The 22080-nt window shown below is 72.1% G+C and carries 18 protein-coding genes; 14 read left to right on the forward strand and 4 right to left on the reverse strand.

Going from position 1 to position 22080, the window contains the following annotated elements; all coding sequences use genetic code 11:
• Positions 1-184: 184 nt before the first annotated feature.
• Positions 185-1234 carry a mechanosensitive ion channel family protein gene (locus ACWD3C_RS34970; protein WP_451150307.1) on the reverse strand — a complete coding sequence of 350 codons (1050 nt, stop codon included), beginning with the start codon at positions 1232-1234 and terminating at the stop codon, positions 185-187.
• 326 nt (positions 1235-1560) lie between these two features.
• On the opposite strand from ACWD3C_RS34970, the gene ACWD3C_RS34975 reads away from it, so the two are divergent.
• Positions 1561-2097 (forward strand): HNH endonuclease, encoded by a 537-nt coding sequence (locus tag ACWD3C_RS34975; RefSeq protein WP_010046718.1) that lies wholly within the window; start codon positions 1561-1563, stop codon positions 2095-2097.
• Between the two features lie 221 nt (positions 2098-2318).
• On the opposite strand, the gene ACWD3C_RS34980 is transcribed toward ACWD3C_RS34975, so the two are convergent.
• Positions 2319-2699 (reverse strand): winged helix-turn-helix transcriptional regulator, encoded by a 381-nt coding sequence (locus ACWD3C_RS34980; protein ID WP_451150309.1) that lies wholly within the window; start codon positions 2697-2699, stop codon positions 2319-2321.
• A gap of 136 nt (positions 2700-2835) precedes the next feature.
• On the opposite strand from ACWD3C_RS34980, the gene ACWD3C_RS34985 reads away from it, so the two are divergent.
• Complete coding sequence (locus ACWD3C_RS34985; RefSeq protein ID WP_451150311.1) at positions 2836-3243, forward strand: RidA family protein; 408 nt, start codon at positions 2836-2838, stop codon at positions 3241-3243.
• A gap of 29 nt (positions 3244-3272) precedes the next feature.
• Here ACWD3C_RS34985 and ACWD3C_RS34990 read toward each other — a convergent pair whose 3' ends face one another.
• Positions 3273-4301, reverse strand: coding sequence for a hypothetical protein (locus ACWD3C_RS34990; RefSeq protein WP_451150313.1), 1029 nt, complete (start codon positions 4299-4301; stop codon positions 3273-3275).
• A gap of 118 nt (positions 4302-4419) precedes the next feature.
• On the opposite strand from ACWD3C_RS34990, the gene ACWD3C_RS34995 reads away from it, so the two are divergent.
• From ACWD3C_RS34995 to ACWD3C_RS35045, 11 genes are all read left to right on the forward strand, one after another.
• Positions 4420-5040, forward strand: a complete 621-nt coding sequence (locus tag ACWD3C_RS34995) for a TetR/AcrR family transcriptional regulator (RefSeq protein ID WP_451150315.1) — start codon at positions 4420-4422, stop codon at positions 5038-5040.
• A 120-nt stretch (positions 5041-5160) separates the two neighbouring features.
• On the forward strand, positions 5161-6369 hold the full coding sequence (locus tag ACWD3C_RS35000) for an ROK family transcriptional regulator (RefSeq protein WP_451150317.1): 1209 nt from the start codon (positions 5161-5163) through the stop codon (positions 6367-6369).
• A gap of 7 nt (positions 6370-6376) precedes the next feature.
• Complete coding sequence (locus ACWD3C_RS35005; RefSeq protein ID WP_451150319.1) at positions 6377-7696, forward strand: 6-phospho-beta-glucosidase; 1320 nt, start codon at positions 6377-6379, stop codon at positions 7694-7696.
• A 17-nt stretch (positions 7697-7713) separates the two neighbouring features.
• The gene (locus ACWD3C_RS35010; protein WP_451150321.1) at positions 7714-8700 is read left to right on the forward strand and encodes an N-acetylglucosamine kinase; all 987 of its coding nucleotides are present in this window, start codon (positions 7714-7716) and stop codon (positions 8698-8700) included.
• A gap of 339 nt (positions 8701-9039) precedes the next feature.
• The gene (locus ACWD3C_RS35015; RefSeq protein WP_451150323.1) at positions 9040-10476 is read left to right on the forward strand and encodes a hypothetical protein; all 1437 of its coding nucleotides are present in this window, start codon (positions 9040-9042) and stop codon (positions 10474-10476) included.
• A 51-nt stretch (positions 10477-10527) separates the two neighbouring features.
• Positions 10528-11541, forward strand: a complete 1014-nt coding sequence (locus ACWD3C_RS35020) for a glutamate ABC transporter substrate-binding protein (protein ID WP_451150325.1) — start codon at positions 10528-10530, stop codon at positions 11539-11541.
• A 105-nt stretch (positions 11542-11646) separates the two neighbouring features.
• The gene (locus ACWD3C_RS35025) at positions 11647-12972 is read left to right on the forward strand and encodes a hypothetical protein (RefSeq protein ID WP_451150327.1); all 1326 of its coding nucleotides are present in this window, start codon (positions 11647-11649) and stop codon (positions 12970-12972) included.
• 22 nt (positions 12973-12994) lie between these two features.
• On the forward strand, positions 12995-15748 hold the full coding sequence (locus tag ACWD3C_RS35030; RefSeq protein ID WP_451150329.1) for a tetratricopeptide repeat protein: 2754 nt from the start codon (positions 12995-12997) through the stop codon (positions 15746-15748).
• Between the two features lie 3 nt (positions 15749-15751).
• Entirely contained in the window at positions 15752-17125 is a 1374-nt protein-coding gene (locus ACWD3C_RS35035) for a protein phosphatase 2C domain-containing protein (RefSeq protein WP_451150331.1), read from the forward strand.
• 248 nt (positions 17126-17373) lie between these two features.
• A complete protein-coding gene (locus tag ACWD3C_RS35040) occupies positions 17374-18720 on the forward strand; it encodes a vWA domain-containing protein (protein ID WP_451150333.1) in 1347 nt (448 codons plus the stop codon).
• 162 nt (positions 18721-18882) lie between these two features.
• Entirely contained in the window at positions 18883-20430 is a 1548-nt protein-coding gene (locus ACWD3C_RS35045; RefSeq protein WP_451150335.1) for an FHA domain-containing protein, read from the forward strand.
• A gap of 9 nt (positions 20431-20439) precedes the next feature.
• Here the strand turns inward: ACWD3C_RS35045 and ACWD3C_RS35050 are convergent, their stop codons facing one another.
• Positions 20440-21420, reverse strand: coding sequence for a methyltransferase domain-containing protein (locus tag ACWD3C_RS35050; RefSeq protein ID WP_451150337.1), 981 nt, complete (start codon positions 21418-21420; stop codon positions 20440-20442).
• Between the two features lie 205 nt (positions 21421-21625).
• On the opposite strand from ACWD3C_RS35050, the gene ACWD3C_RS35055 reads away from it, so the two are divergent.
• Entirely contained in the window at positions 21626-22039 is a 414-nt protein-coding gene (locus ACWD3C_RS35055; RefSeq protein ID WP_451150374.1) for a globin, read from the forward strand.
• Positions 22040-22080: the final 41 nt, after the last annotated feature.

Here is a 22080-nt window from a genome sequence, read left to right on the forward strand (position 1 = left end):
AGCGAGGGCGGCCGGACACGGCGCGAGGGCGGCCGGACACGGCGCGAGGGCGGCCGGACACGGCGCGAGGGCGGCCGGACACGGCGCGAGGGCGGCCGGACACGGCGCGAGGGCGGCGCCCGGAGTGTTCCGGGCGCCGCCCTCGCGCCATATCCCGTACGGGCTGCTTCCGTATCCCGTACGGCTACCTCGGCGTCGAGGAGATGGGTGCCGACCGCTCCGCCTGCGAGCCCCCCTCCGCATGCGCCGACGGGGGCGCCGCGTCCACGTCCGACCCGTCGCCCTCCTGGGCGGAGACGCCGCCCACGATGCGGATGCCGACCGCGTCGAAGGCCCGCTTGATACGCCAGCGCAGCTCGCGTTCGACCCCGACCGCCTTGCCGGGCATGGTCTTCGCGGACACGTGCACCACCATCGAGTCGAGGAGCACGCTGTCCAGGCCGAGCATCTCGACCGGTCCCCACAGCGTCTCGTTCCACGGCTCGTCCTTCGCCATGTCCTCGCCCACCTGGGTGAGGATCGCCCGGACCTGGTCCAGGTCCTCCTCCGGGCTCAGCGTGACGTCGACGTGGGCCGTGGACCAGCCCTGGGAGAGGTTGCCCACGCGCTTGACCTCGCCGTTGCGGACGTACCAGATGGCGCCGTTCTCGCCGCGGAGCTTGGTGACGCGCAGGCCGACCTCGATGACCTCGCCGGACGCGACGCCGACGTCGACCGTGTCCCCTACGCCGTACTGATCCTCCAGGATCATGAAGACGCCGGAGAGGAAATCCGTCACCAGGTTCCGGGCGCCGAAACCGATCGCGACGCCCGCGACACCGGCGGAGGCCAGCAGCGGGGCGAGGTTGATGTCGAAGGTGGAGAGGACCATCAGGGCGCCGGTGCCCACGATCAGGAAGGACGCCACCGAGCGGAGGACCGAGCCGATGGCCTGGGAGCGCTGGCGGCGGCGTTCGACGTTGACGAGCAGGCCGCCGAGGGTCGTGCCGTCGACCGTCTGTCCCGCACGGCTCATGCGGTCGATCAGCTTGGTGATGGCCCGCCGGATCATCACTCTCAGCACGGCCGCTATGACCAGGATCAGCAGAACCCGCAGACCGATCGCGAGCCAGGTGGACCAGTTCTCCTCGACCCAGCTGGCGGCGTTGGTCGCGCTCTCCTGGGCGTCCTGGAGCGTGGGGGCCGACGGTGCCTCGCTGGGATCGGCGGCCGACAGCAGGACGGGCAAGGACACGGCAGGTACCTCCAGGTGTAGCGGCTCTGCCGACAGGGGGGACGCGTTGTGACGGCGGGGACACAGTCGTGACCGGCGTGGGGCCGTCGGGCAGGCCTCACACACTATCGGGGCAACTTGTGTGGATCGTTGCGGTGTTCGAGGGAGAGACGGCGCTCACCTGGGGATGAATCAGGACGTGATCCCGGGAATGAAAGTCAGGTGTGGTCGAAAACACTCCCAGCCCGTTACCGGGACATGGTGGCGCTTCCACCAGGCATGAGGGGAGACTGACTACAGATCGTCCCGGCGCGAGCCACGCGCCGCCGACGCACAAGGAGGCATCCGTGCCGCATGTCCTGGTCCTCAACGCGTCGTACGAGCCACTCGGCGTCGTACCGCTCCGCCGCGCGCTCGTCCTCGTCCTGGAGAACAAGGCCGTATGCCTTGAAGAGTCCGGCGCCTATCTGCACAGCGCGACCGTCACAGTCCCCGCACCCAGCGTGGTCCGGCTCAAGCGATTCGTCCGGGTCCCTTATCGGGGGCCCGTTCCTCTCACCCGCCGGGCGCTCTTCGCCCGCGACGGGGGCCGGTGCATGTACTGCGGTGGCGTCGCAACCAGCGTCGACCACGTCATCCCGCGCAGCCGCGGGGGCAAGCACGTCTGGGACAACGTGGTGGCGTCCTGCCGCCGCTGCAACCACGTCAAGGCCGATCGCCACCTCTTCGAGATCGGCTGGCGGCTCCGCCACAAACCCGCCCCGCCCTCCGGCCTGGCCTGGCGCATCATCGGCACCGGCCATAGGGACCCGCGCTGGCTGCCCTACCTGCAGCCATACGGCGCGGACGACGCCTTGGCCCGGATCGACGGCATCTCCGCCTGAGGATCCGGGCTTTTGCATGACCTCACGCCGTACCGGCCGTACCGGGGCCCCGTAGGCACCACGGGGCCCTACTGGCCGGGTCAGCGCACCCAGCTCTTCAGCGGCTCGGTGTCGAGGGTGATCAACTCGGAGGTGACCAGGGCGGCGTCTCCGACGAGGGCCGGGTGCCCCACTCGGTGAGCAGGCGGGCCGTACGATGCGCGTTCCGCATGCTCAACCAGTCAGGCGTCGAAACGGAGGCGGGCGGTCTCGATGTGGCCGAGGTAGCGGTGGGTCCAGTCGCACAGTCCGTCGATCGTCACTCGCAGGGCTCGGCCCGACTCGGTGAGGGTGTACTCGACCCGCGGCGGCACGGTGGGGTGCACGTCCCGCTCGACCAGGCCGTTGCGCTCCAGCATGCGCAGGTTCTGGGTGAGCATCTTGTGGCTGATGCCCTCGATCTCGTTCCGCAGCTCACTGAAGCGCAGGGTGCGTTCACCGAGAACCTCGATGATCAGGAGCGCCCACTTGTTGGCGACGTCGGAGAAGATCTCCCGTGCCAAGGAGTCCGCGCGCGTCAGGTCCGCTTCCTCGGGCGAGCCGCTGAACTGCTTGGTCACCATACGGTTCCCCAGTCACTGAAAAGTGCGTTCTTCCATGTCAGCGGCCACTCTCCTACGGTTCCCCAGTAACCACAAGAGACCGAGAGCATCGCTCATGGGTCATTCATGGGTCGCTCATGGCAAGGAGGCGGGCAGCATGGCCATCACTCTGGTGAACCCCAGCGGATTACCCGAGATCGATGTGTACCGGCAGGTGTCGATCGCGTCCGGATCGAAGCTGGTCTTCGTCGCCGGGCAGGTCGCCTGGGACGCGGACGGGGTCACGGTCGGCGAAGGTGACCTCGCCGCGCAGGTCGAGCAGTGCTACCTCAATGTCGGCGCCGCCCTGGCCGGGGTCGGTGGTTCCTTCGACGACGTGGCGAAGCTGACCGTCTACGTCGTCGACTGGACCCCCGACAAGATGCCCCTGCTCCTGGAGGGGATCACCCGGGCGACCGCGAAGCTCGGGGTCACCCCGGTCCCGCCGGCCACACTGCTGGGCGTCGCGGCGCTGGACGTCCCCGATCATCTGGTCGAGATCGAAGCCACCGCCGTCCTCGACTGAGCAGGTGTTCTCCGCCTGAACTCGCCGTCTCAGCACTCCCGGTGGTAGCGGTCGGCCACAGCGGCGAACGCGGCCTTGGGTTCCCATGGCATGTCGGGGTAGACGGTTCCGAGGCGGCCCTCAAGGACTTTGACGATGCCGTAACTGGCCAGGTCCAGGTCCTCGCGAGGGCCGCCGTCGGGGCGGTGCGGGTAGTCGTACAGCGCGAACGTGAACACAAAGGCGCTGTCGATGCCTCCGGCGTCGAATGCCTCCAGCAGTTCGCGCAGGTACGCGGCCTGACCGGCCTCGTCGCGGACGTACTCACCGTTCAGACGAACAGGCGCACGGGTGTCCTCGTCGTTCTCGACGATCTCCAGACCGTGGGCGCCCCGGTCACCCGCACCGCGGTACCCGGCGGCGCCGAACTCGGTGATCGCGACCGGCTTCCCCTGCGCAACGAGGTTGTGGACGCCTTCGGCGAACTGGTCGGCGATCTCGGCCGAGCGGTAGAGATCCATGGACACGATGTCGAAGGGTGCCCAGTCGACGCGCTCAAGCGGTACGGCGGCGTAGGTCACCTTGCCGCCGAAGCGCTGACGGACGAGTGCCGCCGCCTTGCCGAGGAAGTCGTTGACCCGTGCGCCGATCTCGCCGATCTGTTCGTGCAGACGGTGCGGCTGCCTCAGCAGCTCGACCCGGTCGTCAGTGCTGTCGCCGGGCAGGAATCCCTTGTTCATCAGGCTCAACTCGGCGCCGGTGACGAAGACGACCTCGGCTCCCCGCCGCCGGAGCCGCTCAGCGCGCTCGGCGCAGTCGGCGAACAGCGACAGCATCTGGTCGGTGGTCAGTTCGAGCGGGTAGGGGGAGAACCAGACCTCAAGGCCGAGGTCGGCGGCGTACCCCGCCGCGAGTTCCAGCCGTTCGGGATCACCACCCATGACGCGGACCGCGTTGCAGTGCAGGTCGTCACGGATGATGCGCAGTTCGCGCCTGACCACCTCCGCGTCGAAGTTCTTGCGGCCGGTCACTCCGTTGTAGACGAAGCCGGTGTCGTAGCTGATGCCTCTGGCCCGCATGCGTCGTATCCCCTCTCGACGGAAGCAATTAAGGTACTGACAGTACCTTAATTGCCGTAACTCAAAGACGCAAACCAGAATGGGAAGGTACGGTTGGTACCGCTTACCGGATGGGGCCATGACAGGGAAACCGACGAGGCAGCCAGGCGCCGGGCAGACGCGGCGACGCGGAGCCGCCCTGGAGGAGGCGATCCTGCGCGCCTCGGTGGACGAACTCACCGAGTCCGGATACACCGGGCTGACCATGGACAGGGTCGCCACCCGCGCCGGCACCAACAAGAACGCCATCTACCGCCGCTGGCCGAACCGACTGGAGCTGGGCATCGCCGCCTATCGGCAACTGGCCACGACGGTCCCGCCCCCCGACACCGGCACCCTGCGCGGCGACGCCCTTGAGCTGCTGCGCCAGGCGAATCGCTACTGGAGCTCCCCCCTCGGAGCGATCCTGCGCGAACTGCTCTCCGCAGCCGGCGGCACCGCGGAACTCCTGGCGCAGCTGCAAGAACAGTCCGGCGACGCCGTGGCCGCCCCCTGGCTGACCATCCTGGGGCGCGCGGTCGCACGCGGCGAAGCAGCCCCTGAGGCTCTCCATCCACGGGTCGCCACCGTGGCCATCGTCCTGCTGCGCAACGAGTTCGTCGTGCGCGGGGTCCCTACCGCACCCGCCGACGTCCTCGTCGAGATCGTCGACGAGGTGTATCTGCCGCTGGTGCGGCGACGGGGTCCAACCTCGGGCTGACCTTCCGCCGGGGCCGACACGCTGCTCCTTTGTCTGGACCTACCTTCCCCAGACCTGATAGGAAACTTTCCTAACAACGCTTCCGATAAGCCGAGCAGCCGAAAGGCAGGTGTCCTACACATGCCGGGCACCCCCCGCCTCCTGCGCGCCATGAACGACCGTGCCGCGCTCGACCTGCTCCTCGACCAGGGGCCCCTGTCCCGGACCCGGATCGGCAAGCTCACCGGGCTGTCCAAGCCGACCGCGTCCCAGCTCCTCGCCCGCCTCGAAGCCGCCGGGCTGGTTCTGGCGACCGGTACGAGCGAGGGGCGGCCAGGGCCCAACGCCCAGTTGTACGCCGTGAATCCGGCCGCCGCGTACGCCGCCGGGCTCGACGTCACCCCCGAGCGCGTGCTCGCCGCCGTCGCCGACATCACCGGCCGTACGGTGGGCGAGTACGAGGTCCCCGCTCCCGGACGGCGCTCGCCCAAGACCACCGTCGTGCAGCAGGTCACCAACGCCCTCGACGGGGCCGTGAAGGCCGCCGGACTCACGCGGGCCGACGTCCACCGGCTCGTCATCGGCACCCCGGGCGCCTTCGACCCCAACACCGGCCGGCTGCGCTACGCCTCGCACCTGCCGGGCTGGCACTCCCCCACCCTCCTCGACGAACTCGCCGCCGCGCTGCCGATGCCGGTTGAGTACGAGAACGACGTCAACCTCGTCGCCGTCGCCGAGCAGCGGCTGGGGGCGGCCAAGGGCCACGGGGACTTCGTACTCCTGTGGAACGAGAGCGGGCTCGGTGCCGCTCTCGTCCTCGGTGGCCGGCTGCACCGCGGCTGGACCGGCGGTGCCGGGGAGGTCGGGTTCCTGCCGGTGCCGGGGGCGCCCCTCGTGCGCCAGGTGACCAGGGCCAACAGCGGCGGCTACCAGGAGCTGGCCGGTGCGCAGGCCATCCCCCGGCTGGCCCGGGAGCTGGGGATCGAGGACATCCCCGAGGGGCCGTACACGGAGGTCGCCGCCGCCCTCCTCGCGCGGGCCGCCGACAGCGGCGCCGGGCCCCGACGTCAGCTGCTCGCCATGTACGCGACCGGCCTCGCCACCGGTCTCGCCTCACTCGTCTCGGTACTCGACCCCGAACTCGTCGTCCTCAGCGGCACCGTCCTCACCTCCGGCGGCGAACCGCTGCGCGCCCTCGTCCAGGCCGAGTTGGCGGAGCTGGCCGCCTCCCGGCCACGCCTCGTCATCGGCGACGTACGCGAACATCCCGTCCTGCGCGGCGCGTTGGAGCGCGCGCTCGCCACGACCCGCGACGAGGTCTTCGACACCTCGGGCGGAGTGAAAGGTTGAGCTGTTCATGAAACTCACCGTGGTCGGCGGAGGATCGACCTACACCCCCGAACTCGTCGACGGTTTCGCGCGGCTCAGGGACACCCTGCCCGTGGAGGAGCTGGTGCTCGTCGATCCGGATGCCGGGCGGCTGGAGTTGGTCGGCGGCCTGGCCCGGCGCATCTTCGCGCGGCAGGGGCACGGCGGGCGGATCGTGACGACCGACGATCTGGACCATGCCGTCGACGGCGCCGACGCCGTGCTGCTCCAACTGCGCGTCGGCGGTCAGGCGGCCCGCGACGAGGACGAGACCTGGCCGCTGGAGTGCGGCTGTGTCGGGCAGGAGACGACCGGCGCGGGCGGGCTGGCCAAGGCGTTGCGGACGGTGCCGGTGGTGCTGGACATCGCCGAGCGGGTACGGCGGACCAACCCGCGCGCGTGGATCATCGACTTCACCAACCCGGTGGGGATCGTGACCCGCGCGCTGCTCCAGGCCGGGCACCGGGCGGTCGGGCTGTGCAACGTGGCGATCGGGCTCCAGCGGAAGTTCGCGGGGCTGCTCGGTCTCGCCCCGGCCGAGGTGCACCTGGACCATGTGGGGCTCAACCACCTCACCTGGGAGACGGGTGTGCGGCTCGGGGGCCCCGAGGGCGAGGACGTCCTGCCCCGGCTGATCGCCGAGCACGGGGGCACGATCGCGGACGACCTGCGGCTGCCGCGCGCGGTGCTGGACCGGCTGGGGGTGGTTCCCTCGTACTACCTGCGCTACTACTACGCCCACGACGAGGTCGTGCGAGAACTGCGGACGAAGCCGTCGCGTGCCTCGGAAGTGGCGGCGATGGAGCGGCAGTTGCTCGACATGTACGCCGATCCGGCGCTCGACGAGAAGCCGGAGCTGCTGGCCAGGCGGGGCGGGGCGTACTACTCGGAGGCCGCGGTGGACCTGGCGGCGGCGCTGCTGGGTCATGGCAGCGGGCCCGCAGGGTCCTCGTTTGAGGGCGGTGGTGGGCGACGGGCGGGCGGGGGCAGTACGTACCAGGTGGTGAACACGTACAACAACGGGACGTTGCCCTTCCTGCCGGACGACGCGGTCATCGAGGTACAGGCGGCCGTCGGCGCGCAGGGGGCGGCACCGCTACCGGTGGCGGACGTGGACCCGCTGTACGCGGGGCTGATGGCGAACGTGACGGCGTACGAGGACCTGGCGCTTCGGGCCGCGCTGCGCGGGGGGCGTGACCGGGTCTTCCGGGCGCTGCTCGCGCACCCCCTGGTCGGCCAGTACGAGTACGCCGACGCCCTCACCGACCGGCTGATCGCACACAACCGGGAGCACCTCGCGTGGGTATGACGGGCAGTGTCACCGCCATGACGGGCAGTGTTCTCGCCGTCGACGCGGGGAACAGCAAGACCGACGTGGCGGTGGTCGCGGCCGACGGGGAGGTGCTCGGCACGGCACGCGGGGGCGGGTTCCGGCCCCCTGTGGTGGGAGTCGGGGCGGCCCTGGACGTTGTCGCCGACGCCGTACGGCGGGCCTTCGCCGAGGCCGGGGTCGACTCGGTCGCCCATGTCTCGGCGTGTCTGGCGAACGCCGATCTGCCCGTGGAGGAGGAGCGGTTGGCGGAAGCGCTGCACGCGCGCGCGTGGGGAGCGGTTGTTGAAGTCCGCAATGACACCTTCGCGATCCTGCGGGCCGGGGTCGCCGAGCCGCGTGGGGTGGCCGTGGTCTGCGGGGCGGGCATCAACTGCGTGGGCATGCGCCCCGACGGCCGCACCGCCCGCTTCCCGGCCCTCGGCCGTATCTCCGGCGACTGGGGCGGCGGCTGGGGCCTGGCGGAGGAGGCGCTGTGGCACGCGGCGAGGGCGGAGGACGGCCGGGGCGAGGCGACCGCGCTCGCCCGCGCCCTCCCCGCCCACTTCGGCCTGGACTCCATGTACGCCCTGATCGAGGCCCTCCACCTGGAGTACATCGCCCCTGCCCGCCGCCACGAGCTCGCCCCGGTCCTGTTCGCCACGGCAGCAGACGGCGACCCCGTGGCCCGCACGATCGTGGACCGCCTGGCCGACGAGGTCGTCACCATGGCGACCGTCGCCCTGACTCGCCTCGACCTCCTCGTCGAGGAGACCCCCGTCGTCCTCGGGGGCGGCGTCCTCGCGGCCGGGCACACCCAACTCGACACCCGTATCCGTGACGTGCTGGCGGCCCGGGCGCCCAAGGCCGTCCCCCACGTCGTCACCGCCCGCCCGGTCCTGGGCGCCGCCCTGCTCGGGCTGGACCGCACGGGCGCCCCGGAGGAGGCACACGCGCGCGTGCGGGCGCATTACGAAAGGGGCCGACCCCGGACCCCGGCCTGACCCCAGGCGCCATCACCAACGCCCACGCGCGCGTGCCGACTTACCCCGAAAGGGGCCAGATCGCCGGGGAACCGAACCCGGGTGGAGCGCGTATTCATGGGCAGGGGATGGTGCGGGAAGTCTGTTCCGTGCCGGGGTTCGACAAGTGCGCCGGTCCGGACACGATCGGGGAACAAGATCCAGGCAAGGCCTGTGCGGATGTCAGTCCCGGCGGCGATACTTGCGGCCGTGCACCTCCGCTCGCACGCCGGGCGCCGTGAGACGTCACGCGCCGTCCGGCACCGTGCGGCGCCGCGCGCCGGGCGGGGGTGACCGACGGATGACCATGGGGGAGGTCAAGTGACGTACACGCCGAGGGGCAGCGCGGCGCCGCCGGCGCCGGCCACGCCGGCGGTTCCGGCCGTCCCGCCGCAGGCCTCACGCGCGCCGCAGGAGGGCGCCGGCGCCACCCGGCCGCGCCGCACCGCGTTCGCGGAGGGCGTCGACCAACTGCGCGCGGCCGCGACGACCGAACCGGGCCGGCTGCGGATCATCGGTGCCGTCCTCGCCCTCCTCGTCGTCTCGTTCGGCGCCGTCACCGCCTGGCAGATGACGGACCGTTCCGCCGCCGCCGACGACGTGCTGAACAGCAGTCAGCCGCTGAGCGCCGCCGCGGCCGACATCTACCGCTCGCTCGCCGACGCCAACACCGCGGCTTCCAGCGGCTTCCTCGCCGGCGGCCAGGAGACGCCCGAGTCGCGCCGGCGGTACGAGGACGACATGAGGGACGCCGCCGACGGTCTCGCCAAGGCCGCGGCCGCCTCCGAGCCGGGCTCGACCTCCGCGGACACGATCGCCGAGCTGAACCGGCTGCTGCCGGAGTACAAGGGCCGCGTGGAGCGGGCCCGCGCCAACAACCGGCTGGGCTTCCCCCTCGGCGGCGCGTATCTGCGGTACGCCAACGAGCTGATGCAGGAGCAGATGCTCCCGAAGGCCGAGGATCTCTACAACACCGAGAACGCGCGGCTGCGAGCCGACTACGACGACGCGACGCCCTACCCGTGGGCCGCGATCGGCCTCGGCGTCCTCGCGCTCGGCGGCCTCGCCTGGGCCCAGCGCCGCCACTACCACCGTACGAACCGGGTGCTGAACCGCGGTCTGGTCGCCGCCTCCGCCGCCACCGCGGTCGTACTGCTCTGGCTCGCGGTCGGCCACACCGTCGCCCGCGCGGGGCTGAACGACTCCTACGAGCACGGGGTGCGCTCCCTGAACGTGCTCAACGACGCCCGGATCGCCTCCCTCAAGGCCCGTGGCAACGAGAACCTGACGCTGATCAGCCGCGGCGCGCAGACCAAGGAGGTGGGCGGCGAGATCGTGGACGCGTACGACGCCGACTTCCGGGTCGAGATGGGCAAGCTCGGCAAGCATCTGGAGGCGGCCGGGCGCCTGGCGGACGACCAGGCCGGCGAGCAGCCCGTGGAGGCCGCCAACGGCAACATGGAAGTCTGGATGGAGCGCCACGCTCAGGCCCGCGCGTTCGACGAGGACGGCGACTACCAGGCCGCCCTGGACAAGGTGATCGGCTCCGAGGAGGACGAGCCGACGGGCGAGTGCTTCGACGGTGTCGACGAGAACCTCGCGACAGCGATCACGCACGAGGGCGAGGAGTTCGAGCGGGCGGCCGGTGACGGCCGGGACGCGATGACCGGCCTGCCCGTGGGTGCCGCCGTCCTCGCCGTCCTGGGCGCGGCGGGCGCGGTGTTCGGGATCGGGCGCAGGCTTTCGGAGTACCGGTGAGTGCCGGTAGGTACCGATGAAGGAGGCAGCACGGTGAAAGGGGGAGCGGTGATGAGTGCGGCACGACGTCTGAGGGCCAGTCTCAAGGGCTGGGGCGGCGTGGGCGCGATGGCGGTCGGCTGCGCCCTCACCGCCCTCGTCGCGGTGTTCGCGCTGTGTCTGCCACGGGGCGACACCGGCGGCGGCAGTGCCGGGGGCGAGGCCCGGAAGGTCACCGAGGGCACGTACGCGAAGGCGGAGGAGTGCGAGGCCCCCGAGAAGGAGAGCCTCGCGCCGTCCACCGCCGAGACCGGCCCGACGATCACGCGCATCAAGGAGAAGGGCTATCTGACCGTCGGCGTCGACCAGAACAGCTACCGCTGGGGCTACCGCAACCCCACCAGCGTCGAGCTGGAGGGCTTCGATATCGACATCGCGCACCGTATCGCCGAGGAGATCCTCGGCAGCCCGGACGCCGTCCGCTTCAAGGCCATTCCCACGCTCCAGCGCATTCCCGCGATCCAAAGTGGGCAGGTCGACATGGTGGTCCGCACGATGACGATCAGCTGCACGCGCCTGAAGGAGGTCGCCTTCTCCGCGCCCTACTTCCGGACCGGTCAGCAGGTCCTCGCCGCCAAGTCCTCGACGATCGAGGGGTACGACGATTCGCTGGCGGAGAAGAAGATCTGCTCGGCGGCCGGTTCCACCACGCTCGACAAGCTGACGGACGACCAGAAGACCGGCCGCCTCGTCTCCTCCGCCGACATATCCACCACCGTCCCCAACCAGCTCGACTGCCTGGTCAGACTCCAGCTCGGCGAGGTCGACGCCGTGGTCACCGACGGCGCCCTCGCCGCGAGCCAGGCCGCCCAGGACCCGACGGTCGAGCTGAAGGGGGAGCCGCTCACCACCGAGTACTACGGCGTGGCGATGGAGAGGGAGGCGGAGGACCTGGTACGCCGGGTCAACCAGGTCCTGGAGGAGTACCGGACGAACGGCTGGCAGACCTCGTACGACAAGTGGCTCTCCCCGACCCTGGGCACCGACTCGGGGGACTCCCTGCCGCCCCCGCCCGAGTACCGGTGACCAGTACCGGTGACCAGTGCCTGAGCACCGACAAACGACCTGATACGACTGGAGAGTTCCCCGACCGCATCCCGCGCGGGGAACGACGAGAGCGAGAGGTGATCGATGGGCGTCACGGGACCCCCCGGGCCGGTGATGGACCGGGACGAGGTGGACCGTGCGCTGGCGCGGCTCGGCGCGGAGCACGAGGCGATCGAGACCTCGCTCCTCGCCCTGCAGGACCACGCGGGCCGCAGACTCCTCGAAGGCGCCGAGCTCACGGGTATCACCAAGGAGCGCTGGACAGCCGCGGAGGCGTCGATCACCGTCCTGTGGGCGTACTTCGACGCGTACACGGACGCGCTGCGCAGCGCGCGCGAGGTCCGCTCCCGGCGCCGCTGGTCGAGCCGCGAGGACCTGGCCGAGCTGACCGAACTGCTGCGCGGCGAGAGCGTCACGGTCGCGGGCAGCACCACGGCGACGGCCAACGCGCCGACGCTGTCCGGCTCCGGCAGGCTCAGCGAGCGGTTCACGCTGGCCACGCTGGTGGAGCGGATGAACGAGCTGTACGCGTCCTCGCTCGACATGGTCGTCGCCGCGGACGCGGTGTGGTCGGCGCTGCCCGCGCGGATCGATTTACTGGCCGCGGAGTTGCAGCGCACCCGCCGGCTCGCCCACTCGGTCGGCGTGCGCCCCGGCGAGCACCCGGCGGGCGACGACCTGGAGCGCATCACGCGCACGCTCACGCGTCTGCGCGAGCAGGTGGTGTCCGATCCGCTGGCGTACTGGCTTCCCGCACCGGGCAGTTCGGCCCCCGGCGGCGGCCGCCCGGACACGACGACGTACGACCGCGAGGCGCGCGCCCTGGAGGACGTACGGCGGGAGATCGACGCGGTGCTGACGGTCCGCCAGGACGCGGAGGCGCGACTGGTGAAGCTGCGGGACGTGCTCAGCCGCGCGGACCGCACCCTCGCCGAGGCGCGCAGCGCCCGCGGTGAGGTGCTCGCGAAGATCGCCGCGTCCGAGGTGCCCGCGGTCAGCGGCCCGCCGACCGCGCTGCAGGAGCAGTTGGCGATGGCGGCCGAGTACCGCAGACACGCCCGGTGGCACCGCCTGTCCCCGCTCCTGGAGTCCCTGGAGGAGAAGGCGGAGGACGAACTGATGCGCGCCCGCGAGTCGTTGACCGCGGTCACCGCGCCCCTGGCGGTCCGCGCCGAGCTGCGCGGCCGCCTCGACGCGTACAAGGCGAAGGTCGCCCGGCACGGCCTCGCGGAGGACCCCTTCCTCATCGAGCGGTACGACGCCGCGCGCCGCATGCTGTGGAGCGCGCCCTGCGATCTGCGCGTCGCCGAACAGGCGGTGCTGCGCTACCAGCAGGCGGCCGCCGAGATGCTGGGCTCGCGGGTGCCGGGACAGCAGGGGCCCCTCGACCGGAGGGAGCCGGGCGCGTGAGCGACGACAGAGGTGATGCGGCATGAGTCAGCAGCGGGCATGCCAGCGGCCCGGCTGCACGGGGTCGTACGAGGACATGGGCGGCGGCGAGCTGTACTGCGACACCTGCGGTCTGGCCCCGGTCGTCTCGACGGCCGGCATGATCGGCTCCCCGCCCACGGGCGCCACCGGCGGCAGCGGCGCCGGCGGCAAGGGCTCCAAGGGGTCGGGCCGGGGATCGGGGAAGGGGTCGGGCAGCAGTTCGCGGGCCAGTTCCGGTACGTCTTCCCGTACGTCCTCGCGTTCCTCCCAGTCCCGCCGCTCGGTCTCGGGCCGGCTGACCGGCCGTACCACGGGCCGCTCGGTCTCGGTGCGCAGCTCCGGCTCCTCCTCGGGCTCCACCAGCCGCTCCCGGCTCGGCGTCGGCCTGGTGGAGGTCCCCCAGGTGCCGCGGCCCGACCCGCGCTCCATGGTGCTGGAGAACCCCGAGGTGCCCGAGCGGAAGCGGTTCTGCTCCCGCTCCGACTGCGGGGCGCCGGTGGGGCGGGCGCGCGGTGAGCGGCCGGGGCGCACGGAGGGCTTCTGCACCAAGTGCGGCCACCCGTACTCGTTCATCCCGAAGCTGAAGTCGGGTGACATCGTGCACGGCCAGTACGAGGTCGTGGGCTGCCTCGCGCACGGCGGGCTCGGCTGGATCTACCTCGCCGTGGACCGCGCGGTGTCGGACCGGTGGGTCGTGCTGAAGGGCCTCCTCGACACCGGGGACCAGGACGCGATGGCCGCCGCGATCTCCGAGCGCCGCTTCCTCGCCGAGATCGAGCACGCCAACATCGTGCGGATCTACAACTTCGTGGAGCACCTCGACCAGCGCACGGGTTCGCTGGACGGGTACATCGTCATGGAGTACGTCGGCGGCAAGTCGCTCAAGGAGATCGCCAACGGTCGCCGTACTCCGGAGGGCAAGCGCGACCCGCTGCCGGTGGAGCAGGCGTGCGCGTACGGCATCGAGGCGCTCGAAGCGCTCGGGCATCTGCACAGCCGCAACCTGCTCTACTGCGACTTCAAGGTCGACAACGCGATCCAGACCGAGGACCAGCTCAAGCTGATCGACATGGGCGCGGTCCGGCGGATGGACGACGAGGAGTCCGCCATCTACGGCACGGTGGGCTACCAGGCGCCGGAGGTGGCGGAGGTCGGGCCGTCGGTGGCGTCCGACCTGTACACGGTCGCTCGTACCCTGGCGGTCCTGACTTTCGACTTCCAGGGCTACACGAACGTGTTCGTGGACTCCCTGCCCGACCCGGACAACATCGAGGTCTTCCGCCAGTACGAGTCCTTCTACCGGCTGCTGGTCCGCGCCACCGACCCCGACCCGGCCCGCCGGTTCGCCTCCGCGCAGGAGATGGCGGAGCAGCTGACGGGGGTGCTGCGGGAGGTCGTGTCCCTCCAGACGGGGCGTGCGCGGCCTTCCATGTCGACGCTGTTCGGGCCGGAACTGAGGGTCACGGACACGGAGTTGTTCGGGGAGCTGGACGGGGACGTGTCGCGGCTGGGGGTGCGGACGGTTCCGTTGCGGGGGTACGCGTGGGGGAAGCGGAGGGCTCTCGCGGCGACGGGGGCTTCCGTATCGGCTACGGGTGGTTCCGTATCGGCTATGGCTGCTTCCGCTTCGGGCACGGCTGCTTCCGCTTCGGGCACGGGTGCTTCCGGGGGTGCCGTCGCGTCGGGCTCGGGGAGCGCCGCCGCGGCGGGATCCGGGGGCGCCCTCGCGTCGAGGCTCGCCCCTTCCCCGCTGCCGCCCGCGCCGAACGGCTCCCCCGCCTTCCCGCCCCCGCCCGCGGGCGGGGGCGGGAACCTGGTCAAGCCGCTCGACACGGCCGCCGCCGCGCTCGCGCTGCCCGTGCCACGGGTCGACCCGTCCGACCCCAACGCCGGTTTCCTGGCGGGCCTGATCGCGTCCGCGCCCGCCGAGCTGGTCGTCGCCCTGCACGCGGCGCCGACGGGCTCGCTGGAGCTGCGGCTGCGGGAGCTGCGGGCGCGCCTTGAGATGCGCGAGTTCGCGGGTGCCGTCGGCACGCTCGACGCCCTGGAGGCCGACCATCCCGACGACTGGCGTGTGGTCTGGTACCGGGGCGTGGCCGCGCTGGCGACCGGGGACCGCGAGAGCGCGGCGCTGGCCTTCGACGCGATCTACGACGCCTTCCCGGGCGAGCCCGCGCCGAAGCTGGCCCTCGGCCTGTGCGCGGAGGTGCTCGGGCAACTGGACAACGCCGCCGAGTACTACCGCCTGGTGTGGACGACCGACCCGAGCTTCGTGAGCGCGGCGTTCGGCCTGGCCAGAGTGCAGTTGGCCGCGGGCGACCGGCAGGGTGCCGTACAGACGCTGGAGTCGGTGCCGGAGGCGTCGATCCACTACACGGCGGCCCGGGTGGCGGCCGTACGGGCCCGTCTTCGACAACGCATGGACGAAGCGCCCGACACCCCCTTCCTGGACGACCTCACCGCGGCCGCCGGGCAGGTCGAGGCGCTGAGCGGGTACGGTCTGGACGCGGTTCGCCGCGAGCAGTTGTCCACAGAGGTCCTCGGTTGCGCGCTGGACTGGGTACTCTCCGGTAGCCAGGCCTCGCCACCGGAGGGTGGCGAGCGGAGGCTGCTCGGCAGCGCGCTGACCGAGCGCGGCATCCGCTTCGGCCTGGAGCGCTCGTACCGCACGCTGGCCCGGCTCGCGCAGGGCGGCGAGGAGAGGATCGACCTGGTGGAACGTGCCAACCGTTACCGCCCCCGGACGTGGGTGTAGTTGATGTCGCAGATGCCCCAGCCGACCGCGCTCAACAAGTGCCCCGTCTGCGCCTGGCCCCTCGCCTCGGACGACCGCTTCTGCGAGGGGTGCGGATACGACCTGTCCGCGGTGCCCCCGGTCCCCGAGGACCCGCCGACGATCACCATGAACGGGTCGTCGTCGCCCCCGCCGTCCGAGTCCGCGCCCATGGCCGCCTGGCCCGTCGCCCCCGAGCCGGACGGCTCCGGCGCGCCCACGCCGGTGCATCTGCCCACCGACCTCCAGGGCACGGACTCCGGCGGCGCCGCGCTGCCCCCGCACGGCGTACGGTTCCACCGGCCGCCCGAGCCCGATGAGTACCCGCTGGCCGCGCCCCGGCCGATGGCCGACCCGGCGATTCCCCTGCCGCCGGTGGACCCGGCGGCACCCCAGCCGGTGGCGGACCCGCGCGCCGTCGGCCCCGCCACTCCTCCGGCGGGCACCAAGCTCTGTGTGGCCTGCCGCGCCGGGCACGTCGACCGGGACGGGTACTGCGAGAACTGCGGGCACGCCCAGCCCCGCGAACGCGACCACATGGAGCAGGAGTTGGGGGCGGTCGCCGCTGTCAGCGACCGGGGCCTGCGGCACCACCGCAACGAGGACGCGTTCAGCGTGTCCTCGACCGCGCTGCCCGACGGCTCGCCCGCCGTCGTCGCGATCGTCTGCGACGGCGTCTCCTCGGCGACCCGCCCCGACGACGCCTCCGCCGCCGCCGCGCACACCGCGGGTGAGGCGCTCCTGGAGTCCCTGCCGCGCGGCACGCACCCCCAGCAGGCCATGCACGACGCCATCGTGGCCGCCTCGCACGCCGTCAACTCCCTGGCCCAGGAGCCCGAGACGGCCCAGGTGCAGGCCCCGCACCAGAACGCGCCCGCGTGCACGATCGTCGGTGCCGTCGTCACCTCCAGCCTGCTGATCGTCGGCTGGGTCGGCGACAGCCGCGCCTACTGGGTCCCGGTGGACCGGAGTTCACCCCCGGCCCGGCTCACCGAGGACGACTCGTGGGCCGCGCAGATGGTGGCCGCGGGACTGATGAGCGAGGCCGAGGCGTACGCCGACGACCGCGCCCACGCCATCACCGGCTGGCTCGGCGCGGACGCGTACGAACTGGAGCCGCACACCGCTTCCTTCAAACCGGACCGGCCGGGTGTAGTGGTGGTGTGCACCGATGGGCTGTGGAACTACGCGGAGGCCGCCGAGGAGATGGCCGCGGCCGTACCCCTCGACGCCGCCCCGCGTCCCCTGCACGCGGCCCAGGTACTGGTCGGCCACGCCCTGGACGGCGGGGGCCACGACAACGTAACAGTGGCCGTCCTGCCGTTCCCGGCCCCGCCGCAGGGGGCAGGATCGGCCTGAGGGTGTCCACGCGGCACCGCCCCGGCCGGACGGGACCGGCCGACGGGACGAACGGGACGGGCCGGCTGACGGGGCCGGTCCCCGGAGAAGGGCCGGCTCACGGGGTCGGCCCGCGGAGCGGACAGTACGCGAAGAGAGACGGCCGACGTACGTCATCGGCCCGCGGGACCGGAGGGGACCGGTCCCGCGTACACGCACGCACAGTCATCACCCCACCGCCGTGGGGGCCTTGAGGGGGAGCAGAAGGCATGGCCAATTTCTCGAAGTCGAACGTGCCGCAGTTCTCGGTGGACGTGTACCAGAACGAGTACCTGCCGGAGGGCGGCCGCGAGGTCAACGCGATCGTGACGGTCACGGCGACCGGCGGCGGCACGATCGGAAGCGCGGTCGCGGCACCCCACCTGTACTCGCCGGGGCAGGGACCGTCCGCCGCCGTGGCGATCATGGTCGACTGCTCGGGCTCGATGGACTACCCGCCGACCAAGATGCGCAACGCCCGCGACGCGACCGCCGCCGCGGTCGACACCCTGCGCGACGGCGTGCACTTCGCGGTGATCGGCGGCACGCACGTGGCCAAGGAGGTCTACCCCGGCGACGGGCGGCTCGCGGTCGCCGGCCCCGCCACTCGTGACCAGGCCAAGCAGGCCCTGCGCAGGCTCAGCGCGGGCGGCGGCACCGCGATCGGCACCTGGCTGAAGCTCGCCGACCGGCTGCTGGCCTCGGCGGACGTCGCCATCCGGCACGGCATCCTGCTCACCGACGGCCGCAACGAGCACGAGTCGCCGGAGGACCTGAAGGCCGCCCTGGACGCCTGCGCCGGCCGTTTCACCTGTGACGCGCGGGGCGTGGGCACCGACTGGGAGGTCAAGGAGGTCACCGGGATCGCCTCCGCGCTGCTCGGCACCGCCGACATCATCGCCGACCCGGCGGCCCTCTCCGCCGACTTCACACAGATGATGGAGACGGCGATGGGCAAGGAGGTGGCGGATGTCGCCCTGCGGCTGTGGACGCCCCTCGGCACGGAGATCAAGTTCGTGAAGCAGGTGGCCCCCACGGTCGAGGAGCTCACCGACCGCCGCACCGAGGCCGGTCCGCGCGCCGGGGACTATCCGACCGGCTCCTGGGGAGACGAGTCACGTGACTACCACGTGTGCGTCGAGGTGCCCCCGGCCAGCATCGGCCAGGAGATGCTGGCCGCCCGCGTCTCCCTGGTCATCCCGCAGTCCGACGGCAGCGCGCAGAACCTGGGCGCGCAGGGTCTCGTACGGGCCGTGTGGACCGACGACATGGTGGCCTCGACCTCCATCAACCCGCAGGTCGCGCACTACACGGGTCAGGCGGAACTGGCACAAGTCATCCAACAGGGTCTGGATGCCCGCAAATCGGGAGATGTCGACGGAGCGACGGCCAAGCTGGGACGGGCCGTTCAGCTCGCGAGTGACTCCGGCAACGCCGATACTGCGAAACTGCTTGCGAAGGTGGTGGACGTGGTCGACGCGGCGGCGGGTACTGTGCGACTGAAGGCGAAGGTCGCGGAGGCCGACGAGATGACTCTCGAAACACGGTCCACAAAGACTGTTCGTGTAAAGAAGTAGACAAGTTCACAGGTTCAGCGGACAAGTTCAGCAGACAACTTCATACGTCCAGAAACAGCGAGCCTGGCTCCCCTCCGGGGACCGGACAGAACCAGCCACACCGCCCTTCGTGGCTGAGAGCCCCGGCCCGTGCGGCCGGAGAGGAAAGGGGGAAGCGCCGACATGCCGACCTGCCCGAACGGACACCAGTCGGGTTCCGACGACTGGTGCGAGGTCTGCGGTCACCGCATGGCCGGTGCCGTACCCCCGCCACCCCCGCCGCCCCCGCCCGCCGGTTACGGCTACCCGCCGCCTGGCTCGCCTCCCCCACCGCCGGGTCCGGGCGGGCGCCCGCATCTGTCCGCCGTGCCCGATCCCCAGCCGGAGCTCTGCCCGCAGTGCCGTACTCCCCGGGAGGGGGGCGCGCCGTTCTGCGAGGAGTGCCGGTGGAACTTCCTGACGAATACGGCGACGACGTACACGCCGGCCGCACCGCCGAGGCAGGCCGCGGCGGGCGGGGCCGGGGGGCCCGGGCCCGGTCCCGGAGGGCCTGGCCCTGGCGGGCCCGGTCCTGGTCCTGGCGGTTTTGGTGGGCCGGGGGGTCCCGGTGGTCCGGGAGGGCCTGGGGGTTCGGCTGGGCCTGGCGGGCCCGGAGGACCTGGGGGTCCAGGGAGTCCTGGGGGGCCTGCGGGTCCCGGAGGTCCTGGAGGGCCGAATCCGGCGCTCCGGTTCCAGCAGCCGCCGCCCGGTCCCGGGCCGTCGTTCGGTGGCGGTGACTCGTACGACTACCAGAGCTCGCGGCCCTCGCAGGTGAACCGTCCGGCGGAGCCGATCCCGCCGTTCGGCGGTGAGCCGGGGCCGAACGGGCCGGGGCCTTCGGGCTTCGGCGGTGACCCTTCGCGTCCGGGCCCGCCACCGCCCGGGCCTACGCACGGTGGGCCTGGCGGTCCTGGCGGGCCCGGTTCTGGTCCTGGCGGTCCTGGTCCTGGCGGTCCTGGTCCTGGCGGATTCGGTGGCCCCGGGGGTCCCGGTGGGCCGCCGCAGGCCTTCCACCAGTCCGGTCCGCCGGCTCCGCCCGCGTTCCCGCAGGAGACCGGGCGGCCCGGGCCTGGTGGACCCGGTGGGCCCGGTCCTGGTGGACCCGGTGGGCCCGGTCCTGGTGGACCCGGTGGCCCGTCCTTCGGGGGCGGGGACGACGACTGGGTGATCTCGCCGCCGTCGTCCGGCCCCGGCGGACCGGGTATGGCACAGGGCGGCGGCGGATACGGCTACCCGCAGCCGGGCTCCACGCAGGCCCCGCCCGGGTCCGCGTACCCGCAGCAGTCGGCGGGCTGGACCGCGACGATCGGGCCGGACCGCGAGTACTTCATGTCGATGATGCAACGCTCGGGCCCCGAGGCCGCGGGCCTGAACCTGCCCGCGTACTCGCCCGAGCAGCAGCGCACCCTCACCGGCAACCAGATCACCATCGGCCGCCGCCGTCACTCCACCGGCGACACCCCCGACATCGACCTGGCGGTGCCGCCGGAGGACCCGGGCGTCTCGCACCAGCACGCGGTCCTGGTCCAGCAGCCGGACGGCGGCTGGGCGGTCGTCGACCAGAACTCGACGAACGGGACCACGGTCAACGGCGCCGAGGAGCCGATCCAACCGTTCGTTCCGGTGCCGTTGCAGGACGGCGACCGGGTGCATGTCGGGGCGTGGACGACGATCACGATCCGGCGCGGCTGACGTCGGTGTTCACGTGAGGGGCCAGGCGTACGGCCCCTCCGGGTCGTCCAGCCAGGCCCAGGCGCGGTCGCCGCTGACTGTGATCCCGTAGCGGTCGCGCGGCGGCTGGTGCTCGCGCTCCCACAGGGCGAGCGCCTCGTACGGGTCGAGGCTGCCCGCCGTCAGGGTCAGCAGGAACCGGAAGAGCTCGTGTTCCCTGGCCCGGCGCGGCAGCCCGCCCACGTGCGGCTCGTACGGCTCGGGCCCGCTGCCGCCGCGCAACGGCACGAAGTACGCGGGCGTGTGCAGGAACCGCCCCTCGGCGTGCTCGGTGTCCTGGACCCTCAGCCGGAGCAGGCCCGTGGCCAGCGGGGTCAGGATGAGCGCCTCGGGGTTGCACTGGTCGAGCCAGGCACGCGGGACCGACCGAAGCGTGCAGGTCGCGATGATCCGGTCGTAGGGCGCGCGTTCGGGCACCCCGCGCGCCCCGTCCCCGGTGACGACCGCCGGGTGGTATCCGGCGGCGGCCAGATGCCGGCGCGCCGCTTCGGTGATGTCGGCGTCCAGGTCGACGGAGGTGACGGACTTGTCGCCGAGGCGGCACGAGAGCAGGGCCGCGTTGTAGCCGGTCCCGGCACCGATCTCCAGGACCCTGTTGCCGTCCTCCACCTCCAGCTCGGCCAGCATCTTCGCCATCAGCGAGGGCTGGCTGCTGGAGGAGATCAGCTCCCCGTCGCGCACCCGGGTGGCGAGCGGGGTGTCGGCGTACGCGCCCCGCAGCCACCGCTCACGCCGCCTCGGGTCGTGCTCCTCGCCCCACAGCCGCTCGTAGCCGCCGACGGCGCTCACGTAGTAGTACGGCACGAAGAGGTGACGCGGAACCGCCTCGAACGCCTCCCGCCAGACCGGGTCGGCGTCCCAGGCCCCGCTCGCCTCGATCTCGCGCACGAGGGCCGCCCGGGCCTCCTCGGCGAGGTCCTGCAGGTCATGGTCGAGCGCGTGCGTGGTCATACCTCCACTGTGCTGCCGCACCGGCCGCGAGGCGAGCGCCACGACGGGCCCGAATGGGCGGCCGAGCGGGGTGCTCACGAGGACGGTGGCCCCGTGGACAGCGGCGCCGAGGGGCATCCAGGAGGAGGGCCGAGAGCATGGCCGAGAGGAGGGCCCAAGAACGGTGGTCCTAGGCCTTGAGTCCTCCGCCGCCGGGTCTGCGACCATAGAGGGCGTGAATGAGATTCGGCGCGGCACGCTTCAGGAGCAGACCTTCTACGAGCAGGTCGGCGGCGAGGAGACCTTCCGGCGGCTCGTGCACCGCTTCTACGAGGGTGTCGCCGAGGACCCGCTGCTGCGGCCCATGTATCCCGAGGAGGACCTGGGCCCGGCCGAGGAGCGCCTCACGCTGTTCCTGATCCAGTACTGGGGCGGCCCGACCACATACAGCGAGAACCGCGGCCACCCCCGCCTCCGTATGCGCCACGCCCCCTTCCCCGTCGACCGGGCCGCGCACGACGCCTGGCTGAAGCACATGCGCGTCGCCGTCGACGAACTCGGCCTCTCCGAGGAGCACGAGCGCACGCTGTGGAACTACCTGACGTACGCGGCGGCCTCGATGGTCAACACGGCGGGCTGAACCGCAAGGCCGCGTAGACGGTCGGTGGATGGGCGTGTCCC

Source organism: Streptomyces sp. NPDC002845, assembly GCF_053591955.1.